Source organism: Microbacterium ulmi (assembly GCF_011759705.1).
In the GTDB taxonomy this organism is placed as follows: Bacteria; Actinomycetota; Actinomycetes; order Actinomycetales; family Microbacteriaceae; genus Microbacterium; species Microbacterium ulmi.
Genome location: NZ_JAAOZF010000001.1, coordinates 1886826 through 1907626 on the forward strand (window position 1 = coordinate 1886826; position 20801 = coordinate 1907626).

Sequence of the window (20801 nt, forward strand, 5' to 3'; positions counted from 1 at the left end):
GAGCCCCCGCGGCGCGGTGCGCTCGACGCCGGCGGGGCCGAGCGGGAGCTCATGCCGTGGGGGACCTCGCCGAGGGGATCCGGGCGCCGGGAGCCGGCAGCGCACGACCACGCGGATCGGATCGGCCAGGCGTCCGCGCGGTGCCGCGGCGACCGCACATCCGTGCACGACGGTTGCGGCGGGCCGTCCACGGCAGCACGATGATGTGAATCATGATTCAGTCGACCGGCGCGGTCGGCCACCTCGCGGCGATCGCCGCGTCGCTGAGAAGGGACTCACATGCCGACGGTGATCAAGTTCGACGAGATCGAGGTCCTGGACAGAGGCGGAGCGGTCAGGACCTGGCCCCTCATCACGTCGCACTCGACGGGCGGCGCGGCCAAGGTCGCGACGGGGATGAGCGTCTATCCGGTCGGCGCGGGGGCGCCGCTGCACGCGCACAACTGCGACGAGCAGGTGCTGATCCTCGAGGGGGATGGGTTCGTCGAGGTCGAGGGCGAGCGCACGTCGCTGACGCAGTGGGACACCGCGTACGTCGAGGCGGGAACGTTCCACCGCTACCACAACACGGGCGAGGTCCCGATGAAGATCCTCTGGATCTACAACCGTCCCGACGTGACGCGCACGTTCGCCGACACCGGCATCACGGTCGAGCACCTCACGCCCGAGGACCAGATGGGGGGCCGCTGACCGGGGTATCGCGACGAGGAGCCGAGCCGCTATCCTCTGAATACGTATTCGGCGTGAATCGCCCGCGGACGACGAGAGGATGGCGAGGATGCCACACGAGCCGGATCTCAGCCCACGCGCACTCTCCGCGCCGCGGTGCGCCGTCCGCGTGACCGCGGCGCCGCATCACGATGGCGCCGGCGGCGCGCCGGTCGGCTGGCTCGCGCCGGTCGAAGAGAGGTGAACCCGCCCGCGCACCGTCCGGGCGAGTCCGGCTATCGACGACTGGTCGCGGCGCTGTTCTTCGCGGGCTTCGCGACGTTCGCCCAGAACTATGACGCGCAGGCAGTCCTCCCGCAGCTCGTCGAGGAGTACGGCGTCTCTCCGGCGACCGCCGCGCTGACGGTGTCGGCGACGACGCTCGGCATCGCCGTCGCCGTGTTGCCCTGGTCGCACATCGCCGACCGCGTAGGGCGCGTGCGGACGATGAAGGTGTCGATCCTGAGCGCGTCGGTCATCGGCCTGATGACGCCCTTGGCGCCGACCTTCGAGGCCCTCATCGCGTTGCGGTTCGCGCTCGGCTGCGTGCTCGCGGCGCTGCCGGCGATCGCGATGGCCTATCTCGCGGAAGAGATCGACCGGGCCCACATCACGGCGACGGCGAGCACGTTCGTGGCGGGCAACTCCATCGGAGGGCTCATCGGACGCGTTCTCGCGGGGACGATCGGCGAGGCATACGGCTGGCACGCGGGCATCGGCGCCGTCGCCGTCCTCACGCTGATCTCAGGGATCGTCTTCGTCTTCGTCGTCCCCGCGCCGCGTGGGTTCACCCCTGCGCCGCTGACTGTGCGGCAGCTCACGCGCCGCGTGATCGTGAACCTCGCGAACCCCCGGCTGCGCAGCCTGTACGTGCAGGGGCTGCTGTTCATGGGAGCCATCACGTCGATGTACAACTACGTGGGCTTCCGCCTGCAGACGCCGCCGCTGGACGTCTCGCCCCGCGCGACGAACTACGTCTTCGTCGTCTTCGCCCTCGGCGCCGTCGCGACCGCGGTCTCCGGCAGGTTCGCGGCACGCGTCGGCAGGAGGCGCGTCATCCTCATGGGCCATGCGCTCCTGCTCGTGGGAGCGCTCCTCACCCTCTGCGACGGCGTCGCCTGGGTCGTCGTCGGGCTCGCGCTGTTCACGATCGGGACGTTCTCCGGCCACGCGATGGCGTCGGGTCTGGTCGGACAGGTCGCGGAGTCGGGCCGGGCGCAGGCGACGGCGCTCTATCAGCTGCTCTCGCAGACTGGGTCGGCCACGATCGGATGGCTGCTGGGGGTCGTCTTCGGCGCCGTGGGCTGGGGCGGCGTGGTCTTCGCGCTCGCGGCCTGCGCCGTCGCCGCGGCACTGGCCCTTCGCCCGCTGGGTCGCGTCTAGGCTCCCCGGCATCCGAGACCGCTCGTCATCGGAGGTGCGCGGAGGGGTCGGGATCAGGTATCCTGCATACGTATTCGTAAACGGGATGACTCGTTGCAACGGGGCAGAGGAGAGTCGCAGGAATGGCAACCACCGCCAACTCGCAGAACACCGACAGGCCGATCGGCCCACTCGCGGGGATCGTCGTCCTCGACCTGACGCGGGTCTTCTCCGGGCCCTTCGCCGCTCAGCTGCTGGGCGACCTCGGCGCGGACGTGATCAAGGTGGAGCGCCTCGGCCGCGGCGACGAGAGCCGTGACTACGGCGTCGACGAGGGCGAGGTCGGCCCGGGCGCCCCGTTCCTCGCGCACAACCGGAACAAGCGGAGCATCGCCATCGACGCGAAGTCGACGGAAGGCCGCGACGTCATCAGGAGGCTCGCCGCCCGCGCCGACATCCTGCTGCACAACTTCCGTGTCGGCGTCATGGAGCGGCTGGGCCTGTCCTACGAGGAGCTGTCGCGCGAGAACCCCGGACTCATCTATGCCTCGATCTCGGGGTTCGGCTCGAAGGGACGCATGGCGAGGCGCGCCGCGAACGATCTGTCCATCCAGTCGTTCAGCGGACTTCTCGCGATCACGGGTGAGGCCGACGGGGGGCCCGTGCGCAATCCCTCGTCCGTCGCCGATCTCACGGCGGGAATGTACGCGACCGTCGGCGTGCTCGCCGCCCTCCACCATCGCGACGTGACGGGCAGGGGCCAGCAGGTCGCGACATCGATGCTCGGCGGGCAGCTGAACTACATCAACCACTTCCTCACGGACTACTGGCTCACGGGGCGTCTCCCTGGGCGCTGGGGCACCGCGAACCGGCTCGGCCTGCCCAACGAGGCATTCCCGACATCGGACGGCTGGGTGTGCATCACCTCGGCGAACGACGACATGTGGCACCGCTGCGCCGCCGGCCTCGGCATCCCCGAGGCGGGGACGGACCCGCGGTTCGCGACGCTCAAGGATCGCTACGCCAACCGGACGGACCTCGTCGAGCTGCTGAGGTCCACGACCGTCCGGTTCACGTCTGCGGAAGTCCTCGAGCGGATGGAGAAGGCCGGGGTCCCGTGCGTGCCCGTCAACGACATCCCCGACATCGCGAGCGATCCCATCCTCGAGGAGATCGATGCGTATGTGGACATGCCGGCTCCCGGAGGGCGCGTCGCGCGGCTCATCCAGACGCCCCTCGAGTTCTCCGACACGCCCGTCACCGCGCGGCTCGCCCCGCCTGCGCTCGCCGCGCACACGGACGCCGTGCTGGCCGAGGCCGGATACGACGAGCAGGCCGTCCAGGAGCTCCGCGCCGTCGGGGCGATCGCCTGACCCGCAGCGGACCGAACGAAGGGAGAGCGAAGTGCTCAAGGACTATGTCGTCGCGATCACGGGAGCCAGTGCAGGCATCGGTGCCGCCACAGCGAGAGAGCTCGCGGGTCTCGGCGCCCGCGTCGTGCTCGGCGCACGCAGGATCGATCGGCTCGCCGAGCTCGTCGCCGAGCTCGGCGAGGATCGCGCGCTGGCCGTCGAGATGGACGTGCGCAACCCCGCCGACGCCGAGCGACTCGTGCAGGCGGCCGTCGACAGGTTCGGCCGGCTGGACGGCCTCGTCGCGAACGCGGGGATCGGCTACTACGGCAGCATCCTCGACCACGACGACGAGACGCTGGGCGAGATGCTCGAGGTCAACGTCGCCGGGACGGTCTGGCCCGTGCGCGCCGCGGTGCGGCGCCTGCTCCCGCAGGGCTCAGGGGATGTCGTGATCGTCAGCTCCGTCGCGGGAACGACGGCTCGTGGAAACGAGGCCGTGTACGCCGCAACCAAGCACGCGCAGATCGGCCTCGCGCAGGGTCTGGATCGCGAGCTGTTCACGAAGGGCATCCGGGTCACCGCCGTGTGTCCCGGCGGCGTCGTGACGGAGTTCGCGATGCAGCCGGGCGGAGGCCGCACGTCCACCTCGCCGCAGCTCAAGGACATGCTCCAGGCCGACGACGTCGCGCGCGCGATCGGGTTCGTCCTGCAGCAGCCGCGTACGATGCGCACACTCATCCACCGGCTGCGCGGCGCCACCGAAGAGGAGTGACGACGTGCCAGGTCCATCCCGCCGATCGCGTATCCGCGCGGCGGCATGATCGACGTCGGGTGGCCGGCCGAGCGACTCAGCGGCAACATCTCGACGCTGTACCGCGCCCTTCCGCTGCGGGAACGGCCGGACGCCGCAGCGGCGGACGGGTTCGCACACATCGAGACGTGGTGGCCGTTCGCGCCGGACGAGACGCCCTCGTCGGGTGACGTCGAGCGCTTCGGCCTCGCGGTCGAGCGGGCGGGCGTGCAGGTGGCGAGCCTGGGATTCTCCTCGGGCTCGCGTGCGGACGGAGAGCGGGGTCTGCCTGCGCTGTTCTGCGGGCGCGACCGCCTCGGACGGCATGCGCCGATCGCTCTCGACCTCGCCGAGCGTGTGGGGTGCTCGCTCCTGAATCTTCTCTACGGCCGTCGCGACCCACGCGTCGAGCTCGCCGAGCAGCGCAATCAGGCGGACGACGCCGTCGCGTTCGTCGCCGAGAAGGCGGCCGAGCGTGGCATGCGGGTCATGGTGGAGCCGCTGTCGCGCAGCGACGGTCCGGGGTACCTCGTGTCGTCGGTCAGCGAGGCGATCGCCGTGTGCGCGTCGGTCGAAGCCAGGTGCGGAGTTCCGATCGGCATCTGCTTCGACGTGTTCCAGCTGTACCCGCAGGAGGCCGACCTGGCCGTGTCGGCAGCGCGCGCCCTCCCGTGGATACGGCACGTTCAGCTCGCCGACTGGCCAGGCCGGCGCCCGCCGGGGACGGGCGAGATCGACATCCCCGCTGTGCTGGCAGCCCTGGGGACCGGTGGATACCGCGGGCTCGTCGGGCTCGAGTACATCCCCGAGGCGCCGGACCCGTCAGACCCCGCCGCTGCGGCGGCGGACAGAGGCCACATGAACGGCACGAGGAGAAGAGACGATGAAAGAACCCCTGGTGATGGGTGAGTCCGCGCTCGAGCGCGACTCGAGGCTCCGGCAGGTGGACGACGGCGTGCTCGAAGGCGAGGTCTCGCTGGGCTGGTGCATCGGGGACGCCGCGAACGGCGGGTATGCCCTCTCGCTCGGACTGCGAGCGCTCGCAGCAGTCCTCCCCCTCCCCGATCCGCTGTCGTCGACGGCGCACTACGTGCGTCCGCTCGCACACGGCCCCGTGCGTATCGAGGTGGAGACGATGCGGATCGGGCGGACGCTGGCCCGAGGCGTCGCCCGGATGCTTCAGGACGGCGACGAGTGCGTGCGGGTCATCGCGGTCTTTGGGACCCTTCCGCAGGTCCCGGCCGAGCCGCTCTACGCCGAGCCGTGCGACATCCTTCTCGCTCCGATCGCCGACTGCACACCCCTCGTGCTGAACACGCCCGGGGGACTGACGGCGCACGTGCGCGCCCGCTTCGACACGCGGTACGACCCGGGTTCGGTGGGGTGGGCGCGGGGCACTCCGACCGGCAGACCGGTGCTGTCTGCGTGGGTGCGGGCCGAGGACGGCTCCGAGCCCGACAGGTTCCTTCTGCCTGTCGTGGCGGATGCCCTGCCCTGCACGGCATTCGACCTGGCCGTCGAGCAGCGCGTGCTCACGGTCGAGCTGACCGTGCACCAGCGTGCCGTGCCGGCGCCGGGGTGGCTCGCGTGCTCGTACCGCTCGAGGCTCGTCGCCGACGGCTTCATGGAGGAGGACGGCGAGTTCTGGGACTCGACGGGCCGACTCGTGGGGATGTCGCGCCAGCTGGCGATTCTGCCTCGACAGAACCCTTGACATGGCCTGTTGACCCACCTACTGTGGGTACGTAACCACACGGACGGCGATCTCTCGCAAAGTCGCCGAATCAACGAGGATTCGCGGGTCTCGGGCCCGCTGAGGGGGTACTGCCGGTGCTGAACAAGACCATCGCAGATCTGGAACCGGGCGACGTCTTCGAACCTGTGAGATACGTACTCACCTCGTTCATGTGCGCTGTCTATGCCCACGGTGTGGAAGAGACGGCGGAGTGCTACTACTCAGACGCCAACCCGTACGGGCGTCAGCTGCGTCCACCCACGATGGTGCATGTCGACAAGCTGAGGCTGCTCGAGGCGAACTGCGACGAGGAGCGACGCATCGCCGGGATGCGCGCCGAAGCCGCGCGCATCCACTACGAGTACTCCGCCGTCCACCACTCGCCGGCGTTCGTCGGCGAGGAGATCGTCGTGAGCGGACGGATCACCGACAAGTACGTCAAGCGCGGCCGGCGGTTCCTGGCCTACGAGATCCGTATCGAGACGGCGGACGGCCGACTCGTCACGACCTACGACGACATCACCCTGCTGGACTACGCGAAGGTCGAGGAGGCCGCGGCATGACCACTACGATCGACATCCCCCGCTACACCGTCGGCCAGGTGCTGATCGGTCCCGTGCGCACCCTCTCGCTGCAGCGTGTCACGTGGTACAGCACGGGCCAGCTGGGAGCCGCGACCGGTGTGCCTCACGAGTTCCAGGACAACATCCACACGAACCCCGAGTACGCCAAGGAACAAGGCCTGCCGGGCATGATCGCGGACGGGATGCACTCGACGAACTGGATCTCGTCGCTGCTGTGGGACAGCTTCGGATACCACTACATCGAGAACGGCACGCTTCGGACGAAGTTCATCAAGCCTGTGTGGGTGCCCTCGCCGATCACGTGCAAGGCCGAGGTCACCGCGGTCGAGGACGACGGCCCACAGCGCACGCGCTATGTGCTGTCGGTCTGGAACGAGGATGCCGAGGGCACCAAGCTCACGGTCGGCGACGCGAGCGTCGTCGTCGACGAGACGATCGCGGACATCGTGCGGCAACGCGCCGCCTCGTGACCGACTCGGGGCCCGGCCCGTCGGGTCCCGAGCCGATCGGCTCATCGAGAGTTCATCGTTCTGGCGATTCGGAGAAGAGAGAGCACAATGCTGGACGGCTATATCAGCGACCTTGAGGCGGGGGACATCCTGCGTCCGGTCGAGTACGAACTGACGGATCTCATCGCGTCCGAGTACGCGCACGGGGTCGAGGACGCGACGGAGTTCTTCCACTCCCCGCAGAACCCGCTCGGCGGGCAGGTGCGGACCGTCACGGCGGCCCACGTCGACAAGATGCGCGTGCTCGAGGAGAGCTGCACGAAGGAGCGGCGCATCGCGGGCAACAACGCGCCGGACTGGCGCATCCACTACGAGTTCGAGGTCGAGAACTTCAGCCCGGCCTTCGTGGGCGAGCGCCTGCGGGTGACGGGGCGGGTCGTGGACGTGTACGTCAAGCGCGGAAGGCGATTCATCCAGTTCGAGTTCGAGACGAGCACCGTCGACGGCCGGAAGGTGTCGATCCTGCGCGATCGGACCCTGCTGCGCTATCAGCCCGAGACCGAAGGGACGGCAGCCTGATGGGCGATGTGAAGACTCTCGAGGCGGGCGCCGAGATCGCCGGCGCACGCAAGGTGGCGACGGCCCAGCGCATCTTCTGGTACGGCTCCGGGTTCATGACGGCCAACGCCGGCGAGCGCCGGGAGGTCATCACCAACATCCACACGGACGACGAGTTCGCCCGTGAGCAGGGATTCTCGGCGGCGATCGCGGACGGCATGATGTCGGCCAACTGGATCTCGTCGATGCTCATCACGACGTTCGGCGCCGACGCGATCGCCCGCGGGCACCTGCGCACGAAGTTCATCAGGCCGATCTACGTCGACGAGGGGATCACTCCCCGGGCTCGCGTGATCTCCGTCACCCGGCAACCGGACGGCTCCGACAGGTTCGAGCTCGAGGTGTGGGCAGACGACGACGAAGGCGTCAAGCGGACCGTCGGCGACTACGCCGTCACGGTCGACCGCTGACACGGGTGGCGACGGTCGCCCAGACACCAGGAGGAAGAGCAATGAAGCGAATCCACAGAGCAGCCCTTGCGGGCCTCGTCCTGTCCGCCCTGTTCGCCACAGCAGCGTGCTCCGGTGCGCCGACGGCGGGGCCCAGTGACAGCGCCGAGCCGGACGAGGTCACGCCGGGGACCGTCAATGTGTACACGAGCGAGCTGCTGACGTACTCGGAGGCGATCGACGCCGCGTTCATGTCCGCGACGCCGCACCAGGTCATCACAGCGCCCCGCGTGGTCGCGGCCGAGCTGATCCAGCGGATCGAGGCGGAGCAGGCCGCGGGAGGCGTCCAGGCGGACGTCCTCCAGATCGCCGACAAGTCGATCTGGACGGCGCATCCGGACTGGTTCCTCGACCTCGAGGACCTCGGCCTGGAGAACTACGACGCATATCCCGACGACTCGAAGTGGCAGGGCAAGTGCGTCGCGACCGTCATCCAGGCGGGCGGCTTCGTCTACAACACGAGCCTCGTCGACGAGGCACATGCGCCCAAGACCTGGGAGGATCTGCTCGATCCCTACTTCAAGGACAAGCTGGCCCTCACGGATCCCCGCACGTCCGCGCCGTACATGTCGTGGGCGTTGAGGATGATGGATGAGTACGGCGCCGACTACCTGAAGGGGATCGCCGCTCAGAACCCGGTCCTGTTCGACAGTGCATCGCCCGCGGCTCAGGACGTCGCGGCCGGCGCGCACCTCGTGAACGTGCAGGGCTTCGCGAGCAACTCGTCCGAGCTCATCGAGCAGGGCGCGCCGCTGAAATGGGTGCCGGGGTCCGACCCGTCGACCGGCCAGGTCACGTGCACGGGCATCTTCGCCGGGACGAAGAACCTCGATGCCGCGAAGGCGTACCTGGACTTCCTGATGACGGCGGACGCGCAGTCCGTCGGCTGCACCGGGATCGCGGCGGGTTCGCCTCTCGGGAACATCCCGAACTGCATCGAGCTTCCTGAAGGATGGGAGGCGAGCCCGATCGACCCCGAGACGGGACAGTTCGTCGGCGTCGACGATCAGGCCCTTGTCAGCGAAGCCCTCGCGGCACTCGGACTCGAGTAGCGCGTCGTAGAGCAAGCGGCAGCGAGCAGACCGACCGTGCCACCCGTGGCGCGGTCGGTCTGCTCAAGGAGAGTTGTGGAGTCCTCAGTGAACCCCCTAGTCCCAGAATCGGTCACGGATGCCGGAACCGCAGTCGGCGAAGAGTCCGCACAGCGCGTCGTCGTCAGCCTTCGAGGGCTGCAGAAGCGCTTCAAGCGCGCGAGCGGCGAATGGACGGCGGCCGTCGACGGCGTCAGCCTGGACATCCACTCGGGCGAGCTCGTCGTGCTGCTCGGATCGAGCGGCTGCGGCAAGACGACCACGCTGCGGTGCATCGCGGGGCTCGAGCAGCCCACGGGCGGCGAGGTCGTGGCCGGCGGCCGCGTCGTGTCATCGTCGGCCGGCATCGTCGTCCCGCCGGAGAAGCGCAACTTCGGGATGATGTTCCAGTCGTACGCCGTGTGGCCCCACATGTCTGTGTTCGGCAACGTCGCCTATCCGCTCAAGGCCCGCAAGATCTCCAAGGCGCAGATCGAGCAGCGCGTCGGGGCGGTGCTCGATCTCGTCGGCATCGGGCATCTCCGCGACGAGTATCCGTCCCAGCTCAGCGGCGGCCAGCAGCAGCGCGTCGCCCTCGCACGGTGTCTCGTCGCGGACCCGCAGGTGATCCTGTTCGACGAGCCGCTGTCGAACGTCGACGCGAAGGTGCGGGAAGACCTCCGGGCCGAGATCCTCGCGATGAAGACGCGGATCGGCTTCGGCGGCGTGTACGTCACGCACGATCAGGAGGAGGCGCTCGCGATCGCGGATCGGATCGCCATCATGGATGCCGGGCGCATCGTGCAGATCGGCACGCCCCGCGAGATCTACGGGCGGCCGAACTCCCTCTTCGTCGCGAACTTCGTCGGGACGATCAACCGCCTCAAGGGCACCGTGACGATAACGGAGCGTGGACGGGTCGTCGTGTCGACCCTGCTCGGCGACGTCGTCGTGACGGGCGACGGGATCGTGGAGCGCCTCATCGCGGGCCAGGACGTCTGGGTCGTCATCCGTCCTGAGGCCATCCGCCTCGGCGACGAGGCGCTCGCGCTGGAGAACACGTGGCGGGGTCGGATCGATCAGGAGACGTTCACGGGCGCATCGGGTCACGTGCGCGTCGCGGTCGGCGATCAGTCGCTGCGGGTGCGGACGGACGGCGGGCGGCAGTTCGACACGGGAGGCGACCTCGCCGTGGGCGTCGCCGCGGACCGCGTCCGGCTGCTGCTTCCGCACGACTCGGACGGGGCGGTCAGATGAGCGCACCCACGATGCCCCTCTCCCTCCGCCGCAGCCGGAGGGTGCCCGCGCCGCTGGAGATCGTGAGCCTCGTACTGAGCCTGGCGCTGCTCGTCGTCATCCTGTATCCGCTCATCGCGACGCTGGCGAGGTCGTTCATCGTGGACGGCACGCTCGATCTGAGCCCGTTCGCGACCGTGCTCAGCGATCCGCAGTTCCTCGAGGCCGCCAGGAACACGGGCATCCTGTTCGTGACGGCAGGGACCCTCGCGATCATCGTCGGGTCGTTCTTCGCCTGGGTCAACGAGCGCACCGACGCTCGCATGGGTCGCATCGCGACCCTGCTGCCGCTGGTCACCTTCTTCATCCCCACGATCGGAATGGCGATCGGCTGGATGTTCCTCGGCCAGGAGACGGTCGGCTACGTCAACGTCGCGCTGCGCGCGGTGCTCGGGCTCTTCGGTGTGGAAGCGGAGTCCGGTCCGCTCAACATCGCATCGTGGCCGGGCATGATCTTCATGTACACGGTCGAGCTCGTCCCCTATGTGTACCTCATCATGTCCGCGGCGCTGCGCAACGTCGATCCCTCGCTCGAGGAGGCGTCCCGGATGAGCGGAGCCGGGGCCGCGCGCACAGCTCTGCGCGTGTCGCTGCCGTCCGTCGCGCCCGCCCTGGGATCGGCCGCGCTGATGGTCCTTCTCGTCTCGATCTCGCTCCTCTCGATCCCTCTGACGATCGGCACGACCGCGCGGATCCCGGTGCTCTCGGTCTACGTCGTGAGGCTCTCGCACGAGATCCCCGGGCGCATCCCCGAGGTCGTGGCGATCAGCGTGCTCATCGTGATCGTGGTGACGGCCGCCGTCCTGCTGAACTACCGGATGGGGCGAGGGTCACGGCATGCGACGATCGGCGGCAAGTCGGGCGGGGGCGCCGTCGTGAAGCTCGGACCGCTCGGCTGGGTGGCGCGCGGACTGATGATCGCCTATCTCCTGATCGCCGCCGTGCTGCCGATCCTCGCCCTCGTCGTCGTCGCCCTGCAGCCGTACTGGAGCGGAACGATCGACTTCTCGACGCTGAGCTTCCAGCACTTCGGGAACTTCCTGTTCGCGCCCTTCAACCAGGCGCGATCGGCCCTTGTGAACAGCCTCGAACTGGGCCTCATCGCGGCGACGGTGCTCATGCTGTTCGCCACCATCACGGTGACCTACGCGGCGCAGAGCCGCAAGAGCATCGTGTCGGGGGCGATCCGCTTCGGCACCAAGCTCCCCAGCGCCATCTCGCACCTCGTGATCGCGATCTCGCTGTTGATCGCCCTCGGCGGCGCGCCGTTCTTCCTCAAGGGCTCCTACGTCATCCTCGTCATCGCGTACCTCGTCATCTACATCCCGCAGGCGTCCATCTCCGCCGAGTCGGCCAGAGCCCAGGTCGGAGAGGAGCTGCTCGAGGCGTCGACGATGGCAGGCGCAGGCAGCGCCCGGACGATGTCGCGCATCATGACCCCCCTCATGGCGCCCGGCCTGGTCTCCGGGTGGGCGCTCGTGTTCGTGCTCGTGTTCGGCGAGCTCACGGCGGCGGCCATCCTGTCAGGACCGAGCAACCTCGTCGTCGGCGCCGTCATCTTCAACATCTGGGACTCCGGCATCTTCGCCCAGCTCGCCGTGCTCGGCACGGCGATCTGCGTCGTGACGGGCGCCGTCGTGGGCACGGTCATGCTCGTGCGGCCGCGCCGTCGCGGCCGTCGTCGGCCGCTCCCGCAGATCGAGACGCCGATCCACTGACGCAGGCGCCGGTCCGGGGCTCAGGTCTCGATCGGCGCCTGGCCGGTTGATCCGCGCACCATGAGCTCGGGCGAGTAGCGGCGGCTCTCGAAGGGCAGGTCGGGGTCGTCGAGCCTGCGCAGGAGCATCGAGACCGCGACGTCCGCCATCACGCGGAGCGGCTGGCGCACCGTCGTGAGATCGTACGCGGGCCAGCTCGACATGCCGATGTCGTCGTACCCGACGATCGACAGCTGTCCGGGCACGGCGATCCCGAGGTCGCGGGCGGCGTCGATCGCGCCGAAGGCCAGAAGGTCGTTCGCGCAGAGGAGTGCGGTGGGCCTGTCCGGCTCGGACAGCATCGCGGCCGCCTCCGCGTAGGCGGCGTCGTGGGTCGCGTCGCTCGTGACGTCGAACTTCGCGTCGACCGTGATCCCGTGCTGCGCGAGCTCGGCGATGAAGCCGGAGCGGCGCTCCTGGTTCGTGCTCACCTGGGGAATGCCGCCCAGCACACCTACGCGCCGATGACCGAGCTCGACGAGATGTCGCACCGCCGCTTTCGTGCCGCGGGCGTGGTCGCTCGTCAGCTGGTCGCACGCGACGTCGTCGAGCGAACGGTTCACCAGCACGATGGGAGCACGGCGGTCGAGAGCTTCCTTGAGCGCGGTCGAGCCGTAGCTCGCGGTCGTGAAGATCAGGCCGTCGACGAGCTGATCGCGCATGCCGTAGACCGCCTCCTCCTCGAACCCGCCGTGGACGAAGCTCCACAGCAGCATCCTCTTGCCCGCCTTGTGCAGTGCGAGACCGATGGACTCGAGAAGCTCGGGATAGAAGGGATTCGTGATGCGCCCGACGACGACCCCGATGACGTTCGTCTTGGTTCCTCGCATCGCCCGCGCCGCCGGATTGGGCGTGTATCCGGTCTCGTCGAGGACCTTCTGCACGCGCGCGCGCACGGCCCCGCTGACCTCGGGCCTGTTCTGGAGCACGCGCGACACGGTCGACTGCGAGACCCCGGCCAGGCGCGCGATATCGCGGCTCGTCACCACGTCCAGCACCTCCATCGCACGCCGGGGTGAGCGCCGGACCACGAATCACCGCGACGCAACCTTGTCGGCGTCGCGCGCATCACTCTACTCCAGGACGTGGGCTCGCCCACGCGCCGCGCACGGCGTCGAGCGCACGCGCCGTCCGCAGCGACTGGGCGGGAGCCACGAGGGGCGGCGCACCGTCGAGCACGACGTCGGCGAAGTGCTCCACCTGTGCGACGTACTGGCTCTCGAAGGGCCACTCGGTGCGCGTGAGCGTGCCCGACCGATCCGTGACGTCCAGCGTCAGCGGGGCATCCGTCCTCCGTGTCCGGAAGGCGACCGGCAGCCGGATGCGTCCCTTCGTCCCGAAGACCTCCACCTCCGACCCGCCCGCGGTCTCCATCGTCGCGAACAGATGACCCGTCGCGGAGCCGAAGTCGAGCGCCGCCGTCACGGTCGTCTCGACCTCGAGCCCCGGCAGTGCCGTGCGCGAGGCCGTGACGTCCGACGGCTCGCCATCGGCGAAGAGAAGGAGCGCGTCCGTGCAGTAGCAGCCGAGGTCGGCGAGCGCACCGCCGCCGAGCGCGGACGAGAAGCGGAATGTGGATGCTGCGACCTGGGGATCGTCGAGCCCCCGGGAGCGCACCGCATAGGACGCTCGCACATGCCGCACGTCGCCGATCGCATCGTCCGCGAGCAGCTCGAGGATCCGGCGGACCCGCGGGCTGTACCGCCACATGAGCGCCTCGAGCAGGACGCGGCCGTGCGTGCGCGCCGCATCCGTCATCTCCTGCACGTCGGCGGCGCGCAGCCCGAGGGGCTTCTCGCACAGCACGTGCTTGCCGGCCGCGAGAGCGGCGAGCGACCACTCGCGGTGCTCGCTGTTGGGAAGGGCGATGTAGACCGCATCGATGTCGGGGTCCTCGACGAGCGCGCGGTACGAGCCGAGGGCGCGCACGCCGCCGAGCTCGCTCGCGAGCTCGGTCGCCGCATCCTGCCGACGGCTCGCGATGGCTGCGAGGCGCGATCGGGACGAGGCCAGCAGGGTCGGCCCCATCTCCTGTCGTGCGATGGCCCCGGCCCCGAGGATGCCCCACCGTATGTAGTCACTCATCGCTTGGGAGGATAACGCAGGATGGGGTATGGTGAGAATACGTATTCAGAAGATGGGGATGAGCGATGAGGCTCCTGTTGCCTTCCTGGCCGCCGATGGCACCGAACCTTCCGGACGACGTGCAGACCGCCCTGTACGAGGCCGACCAGCGGCTGCCCGAAGAGTTGCGCGACGCCGACGCGGTCGTGCTCTGGGGGAACACCGATGAGCGCCTGCGGGAGCTCGCGGGAGACCTTCCGCGCGTGCGATGGGTCCAGGGGCTCATGTCGGGCATGGATCGCGTCCACAGGGCGGGATTCGCCCCCGACGCGATCATGTCGTCGGGCCAGGGGACGCACGATGGCCCCGTCGCCGAGCACGCGCTGGCGATGATCCTGAGCGCGACGCGCCGGCTCGACCTGGCGAGGGACGACCAGCGTGCGCACGTATGGGGCACACGACTGAGCGGACGCCAGCCGCTCGACAACTCAGACGGGCTGCGGACGCTCCGCGGGGCGTCGGTGCTGATCTGGGGCTTCGGCTCGATCGCCGCTCGCCTCGCCCCCATGCTCACGCTGCTCGGCGCGGAGGTGCGCGGGATCGCGACGACGGCGGGCCCCCGCGGGGGTTACGACGTGTTCACCGCCGAGTCGCTGGAGCGCCTGCTGCCCGAGACCGACATCCTTGTCTCGATCCTCCCGGGAACGGCCGCGACCAGGCACGCGCTCGAGGCGACGCTTCTGAGCCTGCTGCCGCCCCGCGCATGGATCGTGAACGTGGGTCGGGGCGGGACGATCGACGAGGACGCCCTGCTCGACGCGCTCACGGAGGGACGGCTCGCGGGCGCTGCGCTCGACGTCTTCGGCACCGAGCCGTTGCCCCTCGACTCGCCCCTCTGGGACGCACCCAACCTCATCATCACGCCGCATGTCGCGGGGACGCGGCCCCTCGGGGCTGAGCGCCTGATCGAGGAGAACGTGCGGGCGTTCCTGGCCGGGGCGCCGCTTCGCAACGCCGTGGTCCGGCCGTGATCGCCGTCGACGCATGTGACGGACGACCGCTCGCCGACGGTCGGGACAGGAGGTTCGGATGACTCCGCTCGCCAACGTATCCGCCGACTACGCCCTCGACGCGCTTGCAGGGTTCGCGGCCGCCAACGCGGATCGCGTCCTCCCCGTCAGGGGCGGCGTCGTCCGTGCCACGGCCAGCCCGCCGGCGCAGGTGGCGATCGTCACAGGAGGCGGCTCAGGACACTTCCCGGCCTTCGCCGGATGGGTCGGGACGGGGTTCGCGCATGGCGCCGCGTGCGGAAACGTGTTCGCATCGCCCTCGACCGCGCAGATCCTGTCCGTCGCGCGCGCGGCCGACAACGGCGGCGGCGTGCTCTTCGCGCCGATCAACTACGCGGGCGACATCCTGAACTTCGGCGCCGCGGCCGAGCGGCTCCGCGGCGACGACGTCGACGTGCGGCTCGTCCCGATCACGGACGACATCGCCTCGGGGGGCGCGGGCGAGCACGAGACGCGCCGCGGGATCGCGGGGAGCTTCGTCGTGCTGAAGGTCGCGGGCGCCGCCGCTGAGCGCGGCGACACGCTCGCCGAGGTCGCCCGGATCGCCTCGGACGCCAACGCGGCGACCCGCACGCTCGGCGTCGCATTCTCGGGATGCACCCTCCCCGGTGCGCAGTCACCGCTGTTCGACGTCCCTCGGGGCCGCGTCGCGATCGGCCTCGGCATCCATGGCGAGCCCGGGCTGTCGGAGGTGCCCCTCGGCACGGCCGACGACGTGGCGGACCTCGTCGTCGACCGCCTGTTCGCCGAGCGGTCGCCGATCCCAGGCGGCGCCGTCGCGGTCGTCGTCAACGGCCTCGGCTCGACGAAGTACGACGAGCTGTTCATCGTCTTCTCGCGTGTCCGCGTCCGGCTCGAGTCCGAAGGCATGCGGCTCGTCGCACCTGCGGTGGGGGAGTATGTCACGAGCCTCGACATGGCGGGCTTGTCCGTGTCGCTCACGTACCTGGACGACGAGCTCGAGAGCCTCTGGCGCGCACCCGCGGATGCCGCGGCCTTCACCCGGGGCGTGACGCAGGCCCGTCCCGCGCGCGGGCTCGCCGCCTCGACCGCGCCCGCCGCCGTCGACGTCGGCTCCGCCTCGGAGGCGTCGCGCCGCGCCGCCGCGGCGATCGCGGCGATCGCGGAGGAGATCGGCGGGGTGCTCGCCGCAGAGAGCGACCGGCTGGGCGCGATCGACGCCGTCGCGGGAGACGGCGACCACGGCGCGGGCATGACACGCGGCTCGGCGGCCGCCGCGCGTGCGGCGCGGGACGCCGTCACAGCGGGCGCAGGGGCGGGCACGGCGCTGCGCGCCGCAGGCGAAGCCTGGGCCGACGAGAGCGGCGGGACCTCGGGCGCCCTCTGGGGGACCGGGCTCGCGGAGGCCGCCGCCGTCGTCGGCGACGTGGACGAGCCGACGACGGCGACCGTCGTCGCGGCGGCCGAGGCGTTCGCGCGCGGCATTCGAGAGCGGGGCGGAGCGCGACCCGGAGAGAAGACGATGCTCGACGCGATCGTGCCCTTCGTCGACGAGCTCCGCAGTGCCGCCGTGCCGGGCCGGAGCTCGCTCGGTGCGTGGCGGCGTGCCGCGGAGACGGCCGATCGGGCGGCGGCCGCGACGGCCGGCATCGTCTCGAGCCGCGGCCGCTCGCGCATCCACGGCGAGCGGTCGCTGGGCACTCCGGACGCCGGCGCGACCTCGTTCGCGCTCGTCGTATCCCGCATCGGGAACTCAGACCATCTAGGAGAGGAGGGGACGTGAGCGACTCGATCGTGGTCCTCGCTCGGCTGTACCCGGCAGAGGGACGTCAGCAGGATCTGCTCGACGCGATAGCGCCGACGTTCGCGGCGATCCACGCGGAGGAGGGTTGCCAGCTGTTCGCGGCGCACTCCGCGTCCGACGGGACGGTCGTGCTGATCGAGAAATGGGAGTCCAGAGCCGCCCTCGACGCGCACGGACGGGGCGGCGCCGTGCGCGCGCTGAGGTCTGCCCGCGCGGAGTTCGAGGCGCGCCCCGCCCAGGTCGAGCTTCTCACCCCGTCGCCGCCGGGAGCGACCGCCAAGGGTCGGCTCTAGCCGAGGTCTGCGACCGTCACGTGGCGGCGAGGTCGAGATGGTGCTGCAGGACGTGCTCGGCGATCGCGATCGAGCTCGTGGCCGCGGGCGACGGCGCATTGCGCAGGACCGTCACGGGCCCGATCCGATCGACGGCGAAGTCGTCGAGCAGCGAGCCGTCTCGTCCCCACGCCTGTGCGCGCACCCCCGACGCGGTCTTCGCCTCGAGGTCCGCCATCCTGAGCTCGGGCACGAACCGCCGCGCCTTGCCGAAGTAGAGCCGTTTGACGAGGGATGCCGAGATCTCGTCCACTCCCATGCGCCAGTGCCTCTTCGCGAGCGGCCACGCGCCCGGCCACCGCAGCGACTCCCACGTGTCCTTGGGGGAGATCGTGAGCCATCCGTATCCCTCGCGGGCGAGCGCGGGCACGGCGTTGGGCCCGACGTGCACGTCGTCGTAGACGCCGCGCGTGAAGTGCACGCCGAGGAACGGGAAGCGCGGATCCGGTACGGGATAGATCATCCCGCTCACGAGGTCCGTTCGGTCCGGGGACAGAGCCCAGTACTCACCACGGAAGGGGAGGATCTTGGGGGATGGGTCGGCCCCGACGAGCTTCGCGACGATGTCGGACTGCAGCCCCGCGCACACGACCAGGCGCGTGAACTCGTGCTCGGAGGCATCCGTGGCGACGCGGACCGTGTCGCCGTCGACCGTGATCTCCGTGACGCCGTGGCCGAGGAGAATCGTGCCGCCGGCGGCACGCACGTCCTGGGCCATGGCCTCCGTGATGCTCGCGTAGTCGACGACCGCCGTCTCGGGCGAGTGCACCGCCGCGACGCCGGCCACGTGCGGCTCGATGTCGCGCAGGTGCGCGGGATCGTCGATGCGCGCGAGCCGGGGCACCTTGTTGGCGATCGAGCGCCGCTCGATCTCGGCGAGCGCGGGCAGCTCTGTGTCGTCGACGGCGACGACGAGCTTGCCGACCTCGCGATACGGCAGACCCTTCTCCTGGCAGAACTCGCGGATCAGGACCCGTCCCGCCGCGCACAGCTGCGCCTTCAGCGAGCCCGGCGCGTAGTAGAGCCCCGCGTGCACGACGCCCGAGTTGTGACCGGTCTGGTGCGCCGCGAGCCGACGCTCCTTCTCCAGGACGGTGACCTCGCCGACGCCGCGTGCCGTGAGCGCCCGCGCGATGGCGATGCCGACGATCCCGCCGCCGACGATCCCGATGCGCTCGGTCACAGCTGCGTCCTGATCGCGACGGTCTTGACCCGCGTGTAGAAGCGGACGGCCTCGGTCCCCTGCTCCTTGAAGGGCGATCCGGACTCCTTGAACCCGCCGAACGGCTGATGGACGTCCCACCCGCTCGTCGGCTGGTTCACGGCGACCTGCCCCGTCTCGACGCCGTCGATGAATCGGTAGGCCGAGCCGAGGTCGCGTGTGAACACCGAGCTCGCCAGGCCGTAGGACGAGGCGTTGACCTCGGCGATCGCCTCCTCGAGGTCGTCCACCACGAGCATCCCCAGGACCGGTCCGAACACCTCCTCACGCCAGATCGGGTTGTCCGGCGGCGTTCTCAGCAGTGTCGGCTCGACGAACGCGCCGACCTGCGCGGAGGCGCCGAGCTCGGCTCTCGCGAGGACCTCAGCGCCGTTCTCGAGGGCGTCCGCGACGCGAGAGCGGATGTCGTCGCGCGCGGCGGTGCTGACGACCGGTCCGACATCGACGCCGTCGGCGTCACCGGGTCCGACCCGAAGAGCCGCGACCGCGGCACGCAGACGCGCGCTCAGCTCGTCGGCGACTCCGCGCTGGACGATGAGCCGGCTCGTCGCCGTGCAGCGCTGGCCCGCCTGGGCGAAGGCGCCGGCCATGATGACGCTTTCGGCAAGATCGAGGTCGGCGTCGTCGAGCACGACGGCCGCGTTCTTGCCGCCCATCTCGGTCTGCACTCGCACGCCCGTGCCGGCAAGCGTCTTCTGCAGGGCGAGCCCGACCGGCGTCGAACCCGTGAACGAGACCGCTCGAACGCGCGGATCGGAGACCGCCGCATCGCCGATAACCGACCCCCGCCCCGTCAGCGTGTTGAGGGCGCCCGCCGTCAGACCGGCCGAGTCCAGGAGCTCCGCGAGGCGGAGCGCGATCAGCGGGGCTTCGCTCGCGGGCTTGAGCACGACCGCGTTGCCCGCCGCGAGCGCGGGGGCCAGCTTGCGTGCGGGGGTGAGCAGGGGATCGTTCCACGGCGTCACGAGCAGAACGATGCCGAGCGGCTCACGCAGTTGCTGGGCGAAGGTGCCCGGCCGCGCGTCGGGCAGGAGCTCGCCGTACGCGAGCCGGGTGAGGGCGCCGAAGAACTCGAAGAACTCTGCGGACTTCGCCACCTCGCCCGCGGCCTCGGCGCGCGTCTTGCCCATCTCCGACACGATGAGCGAGGTCAGCTCCGCGGCGGCCTCGCGAATGAGCGCCGCACCGCGCAGCAGCACTCTGCCGCGCTCGATGGCGCCCACGGCGCGCCACGCGGCCGCGCCGTTCGCAGCCGCGTCGAACACGGCGGCGACGTGGCGGGCCTTCAGGGCCGGAACGCGGCCCACGACGCGACCGTCCGTCGCCGGGTCGGTCACCTCGATCCACTCCCCGTCGGGTGACTCGATGTACTCGCCCGCGACCAGATTCTTCAACGTGATGGGCACTTAGCACACCCCTTTCGGATACGAAATACGTTACCAGGAGGGCATAAGCGGTCGTCAAGTGCTCAATTGGATACATTCAAGAGGTGAAGAGGTCCGGTCGCGCAGCCAGCGCGAGTCGCGTCCTACGGATGTGGCCCGATACCAGGTCCGCGGCCGACAGGAGGTCGCGCCGCTCGATGGCGTCGACGATCAGCCGATGCTCGGCATCCGTCGTCCAGTCGTGGAGGGGCCGAGTCTTTACCCAGGCTCGCCGGTAATGCTGCGTCGAGTTCCAGAAGCGATCGACGAGGTCGTGGAGGAGCGGCAGGCGCGCGCCGGCGTACGTGAGCAGGTGGAAGGCGCGGTCGGACGCGAGGAACTGCTCGACGTCGCTCGACGTCTCGAGCTCTTCGACGAGTTCGTGCAGCCGCTCGAGCTGAGCGGGCGCGAGGTGCGGGATGCTCTCCTGGATCGCGAGCGGCTCGACCTGCTCGCGCAGGCGGTAGATCTGGTCGAACTCCGTGGCGTCGAGCCGTGCGACCCACGCCCCCGCGTTGGGGCGGATCGAGATGAGCCCCTCGGCCTCGAGGAGCCTGAGGGCCTCTCGCACCGGTATGCGACTCGACCGGAACTCCGCCGCGACGGCGTCCTGGCCGATGCGGGTCCCGGGTGTCAGGCGTCCGTCGAGGATCTGCTCCCGGAGCCGATCGGCGATCAGACGGCCGGTCGCGCCTGCGGGGAGCTGGTCCATGAGGTCAGGGTAGCGGGGCGCGCGGGGCGAGCCGGGCCG

At 70.1% G+C, this 20801-nt stretch carries 21 protein-coding genes; 16 read left to right on the top strand and 5 right to left on the bottom strand.

The features are described from left to right. Positions 1-279 precede the first annotated feature (279 nt). The 13 genes from FHS08_RS08965 (at position 280) to FHS08_RS09025 (ending at position 12134) form a co-directional block, all read left to right on the top strand. On the top strand, positions 280-690 hold the full coding sequence (locus FHS08_RS08965; RefSeq protein ID WP_167038167.1) for a cupin domain-containing protein: 411 nt from the start codon (positions 280-282) through the stop codon (positions 688-690). Positions 691-909: 219 nt separating this feature from the next. Then, on the top strand, positions 910-2091 hold the full coding sequence (locus tag FHS08_RS08970; RefSeq protein WP_167038169.1) for an MFS transporter: 1182 nt from the start codon (positions 910-912) through the stop codon (positions 2089-2091). 122 nt (positions 2092-2213) lie between these two features. Beyond that, positions 2214-3443, top strand: coding sequence for a CaiB/BaiF CoA transferase family protein (locus tag FHS08_RS16905; protein ID WP_167038171.1), 1230 nt, complete (start codon positions 2214-2216; stop codon positions 3441-3443). Between the two features lie 31 nt (positions 3444-3474). Next, positions 3475-4197 (top strand): SDR family NAD(P)-dependent oxidoreductase, encoded by a 723-nt coding sequence (locus FHS08_RS08980; RefSeq protein WP_167038173.1) that lies wholly within the window; start codon positions 3475-3477, stop codon positions 4195-4197. A 45-nt stretch (positions 4198-4242) separates the two neighbouring features. Continuing rightward, the gene (locus tag FHS08_RS08985; RefSeq protein WP_167038175.1) at positions 4243-5124 is read left to right on the top strand and encodes a TIM barrel protein; all 882 of its coding nucleotides are present in this window, start codon (positions 4243-4245) and stop codon (positions 5122-5124) included. Next, positions 5099-5929, top strand: coding sequence for a thioesterase family protein (locus FHS08_RS08990; RefSeq protein WP_167038177.1), 831 nt, complete (start codon positions 5099-5101; stop codon positions 5927-5929). The genes FHS08_RS08985 and FHS08_RS08990 overlap by 26 nt, the downstream gene beginning before the upstream one ends. 116 nt (positions 5930-6045) lie before the next feature. Further along, a complete protein-coding gene (locus tag FHS08_RS08995; protein WP_167038179.1) occupies positions 6046-6513 on the top strand; it encodes an FAS1-like dehydratase domain-containing protein in 468 nt (155 codons plus the stop codon). After that, complete coding sequence (locus tag FHS08_RS09000) at positions 6510-7004, top strand: MaoC family dehydratase (protein WP_167038181.1); 495 nt, start codon at positions 6510-6512, stop codon at positions 7002-7004. Before FHS08_RS08995 ends, FHS08_RS09000 begins: the two co-directional genes overlap by 4 nt. 87 nt (positions 7005-7091) lie before the next feature. After that, positions 7092-7562 carry a hotdog family protein gene (locus FHS08_RS09005; RefSeq protein WP_167038183.1) on the top strand — a complete coding sequence of 157 codons (471 nt, stop codon included), beginning with the start codon at positions 7092-7094 and terminating at the stop codon, positions 7560-7562. Then, positions 7562-8011: a MaoC family dehydratase gene (locus tag FHS08_RS09010; protein WP_167038185.1), complete on the top strand. Its 450-nt coding sequence runs from the start codon at positions 7562-7564 to the stop codon at positions 8009-8011. The genes FHS08_RS09005 and FHS08_RS09010 overlap by 1 nt, the downstream gene beginning before the upstream one ends. Before the next feature lie 41 nt (positions 8012-8052). After that, positions 8053-9102 (top strand): ABC transporter substrate-binding protein, encoded by a 1050-nt coding sequence (locus FHS08_RS09015; RefSeq protein WP_167038187.1) that lies wholly within the window; start codon positions 8053-8055, stop codon positions 9100-9102. A gap of 87 nt (positions 9103-9189) precedes the next feature. Next, entirely contained in the window at positions 9190-10377 is a 1188-nt protein-coding gene (locus FHS08_RS09020) for an ATP-binding cassette domain-containing protein (RefSeq protein WP_167038189.1), read from the top strand. Beyond that, complete coding sequence (locus tag FHS08_RS09025) at positions 10374-12134, top strand: ABC transporter permease (protein ID WP_167038191.1); 1761 nt, start codon at positions 10374-10376, stop codon at positions 12132-12134. Before FHS08_RS09020 ends, FHS08_RS09025 begins: the two co-directional genes overlap by 4 nt. Positions 12135-12154: 20 nt before the next feature. On the opposite strand, the gene FHS08_RS09030 is transcribed toward FHS08_RS09025, so the two are convergent. Both FHS08_RS09030 and FHS08_RS09035 read right to left on the bottom strand, forming a co-directional pair. Beyond that, positions 12155-13162, bottom strand: coding sequence for a substrate-binding domain-containing protein (locus FHS08_RS09030; protein WP_167038194.1), 1008 nt, complete (start codon positions 13160-13162; stop codon positions 12155-12157). Between the two features lie 79 nt (positions 13163-13241). After that, the gene (locus FHS08_RS09035; protein ID WP_167038195.1) at positions 13242-14258 is read right to left on the bottom strand and encodes a Gfo/Idh/MocA family protein; all 1017 of its coding nucleotides are present in this window, start codon (positions 14256-14258) and stop codon (positions 13242-13244) included. 95 nt (positions 14259-14353) lie between these two features. Here FHS08_RS09035 and FHS08_RS09040 point away from each other — a divergent pair, with 95 nt between their 5' ends. The 3 genes from FHS08_RS09040 to FHS08_RS09050 are packed head-to-tail and all read left to right on the top strand — an operon-like array spanning position 14354 to position 17365. Beyond that, positions 14354-15268, top strand: coding sequence for an NAD(P)-dependent oxidoreductase (locus FHS08_RS09040; RefSeq protein WP_243847269.1), 915 nt, complete (start codon positions 14354-14356; stop codon positions 15266-15268). A gap of 58 nt (positions 15269-15326) precedes the next feature. Further along, positions 15327-17051: a dihydroxyacetone kinase family protein gene (locus FHS08_RS09045; RefSeq protein WP_167038199.1), complete on the top strand. Its 1725-nt coding sequence runs from the start codon at positions 15327-15329 to the stop codon at positions 17049-17051. Then, positions 17048-17365, top strand: a complete 318-nt coding sequence (locus FHS08_RS09050) for an antibiotic biosynthesis monooxygenase (protein WP_167038201.1) — start codon at positions 17048-17050, stop codon at positions 17363-17365. The genes FHS08_RS09045 and FHS08_RS09050 overlap by 4 nt, the downstream gene beginning before the upstream one ends. Positions 17366-17381: 16 nt before the next feature. On the opposite strand, the gene lhgO is transcribed toward FHS08_RS09050, so the two are convergent. The 3 genes from lhgO to FHS08_RS09065 form a co-directional block, all read right to left on the bottom strand. Further along, positions 17382-18587 (bottom strand): L-2-hydroxyglutarate oxidase, encoded by a 1206-nt coding sequence (gene lhgO, locus FHS08_RS09055; RefSeq protein ID WP_167038204.1) that lies wholly within the window; start codon positions 18585-18587, stop codon positions 17382-17384. Next, complete coding sequence (locus tag FHS08_RS09060; protein WP_167038206.1) at positions 18584-20032, bottom strand: aldehyde dehydrogenase family protein; 1449 nt, start codon at positions 20030-20032, stop codon at positions 18584-18586. Before FHS08_RS09060 ends, lhgO begins: the two co-directional genes overlap by 4 nt. A gap of 76 nt (positions 20033-20108) precedes the next feature. Next, the gene (locus FHS08_RS09065) at positions 20109-20762 is read right to left on the bottom strand and encodes a GntR family transcriptional regulator (RefSeq protein ID WP_167038208.1); all 654 of its coding nucleotides are present in this window, start codon (positions 20760-20762) and stop codon (positions 20109-20111) included. Positions 20763-20801 lie beyond the last annotated feature (39 nt).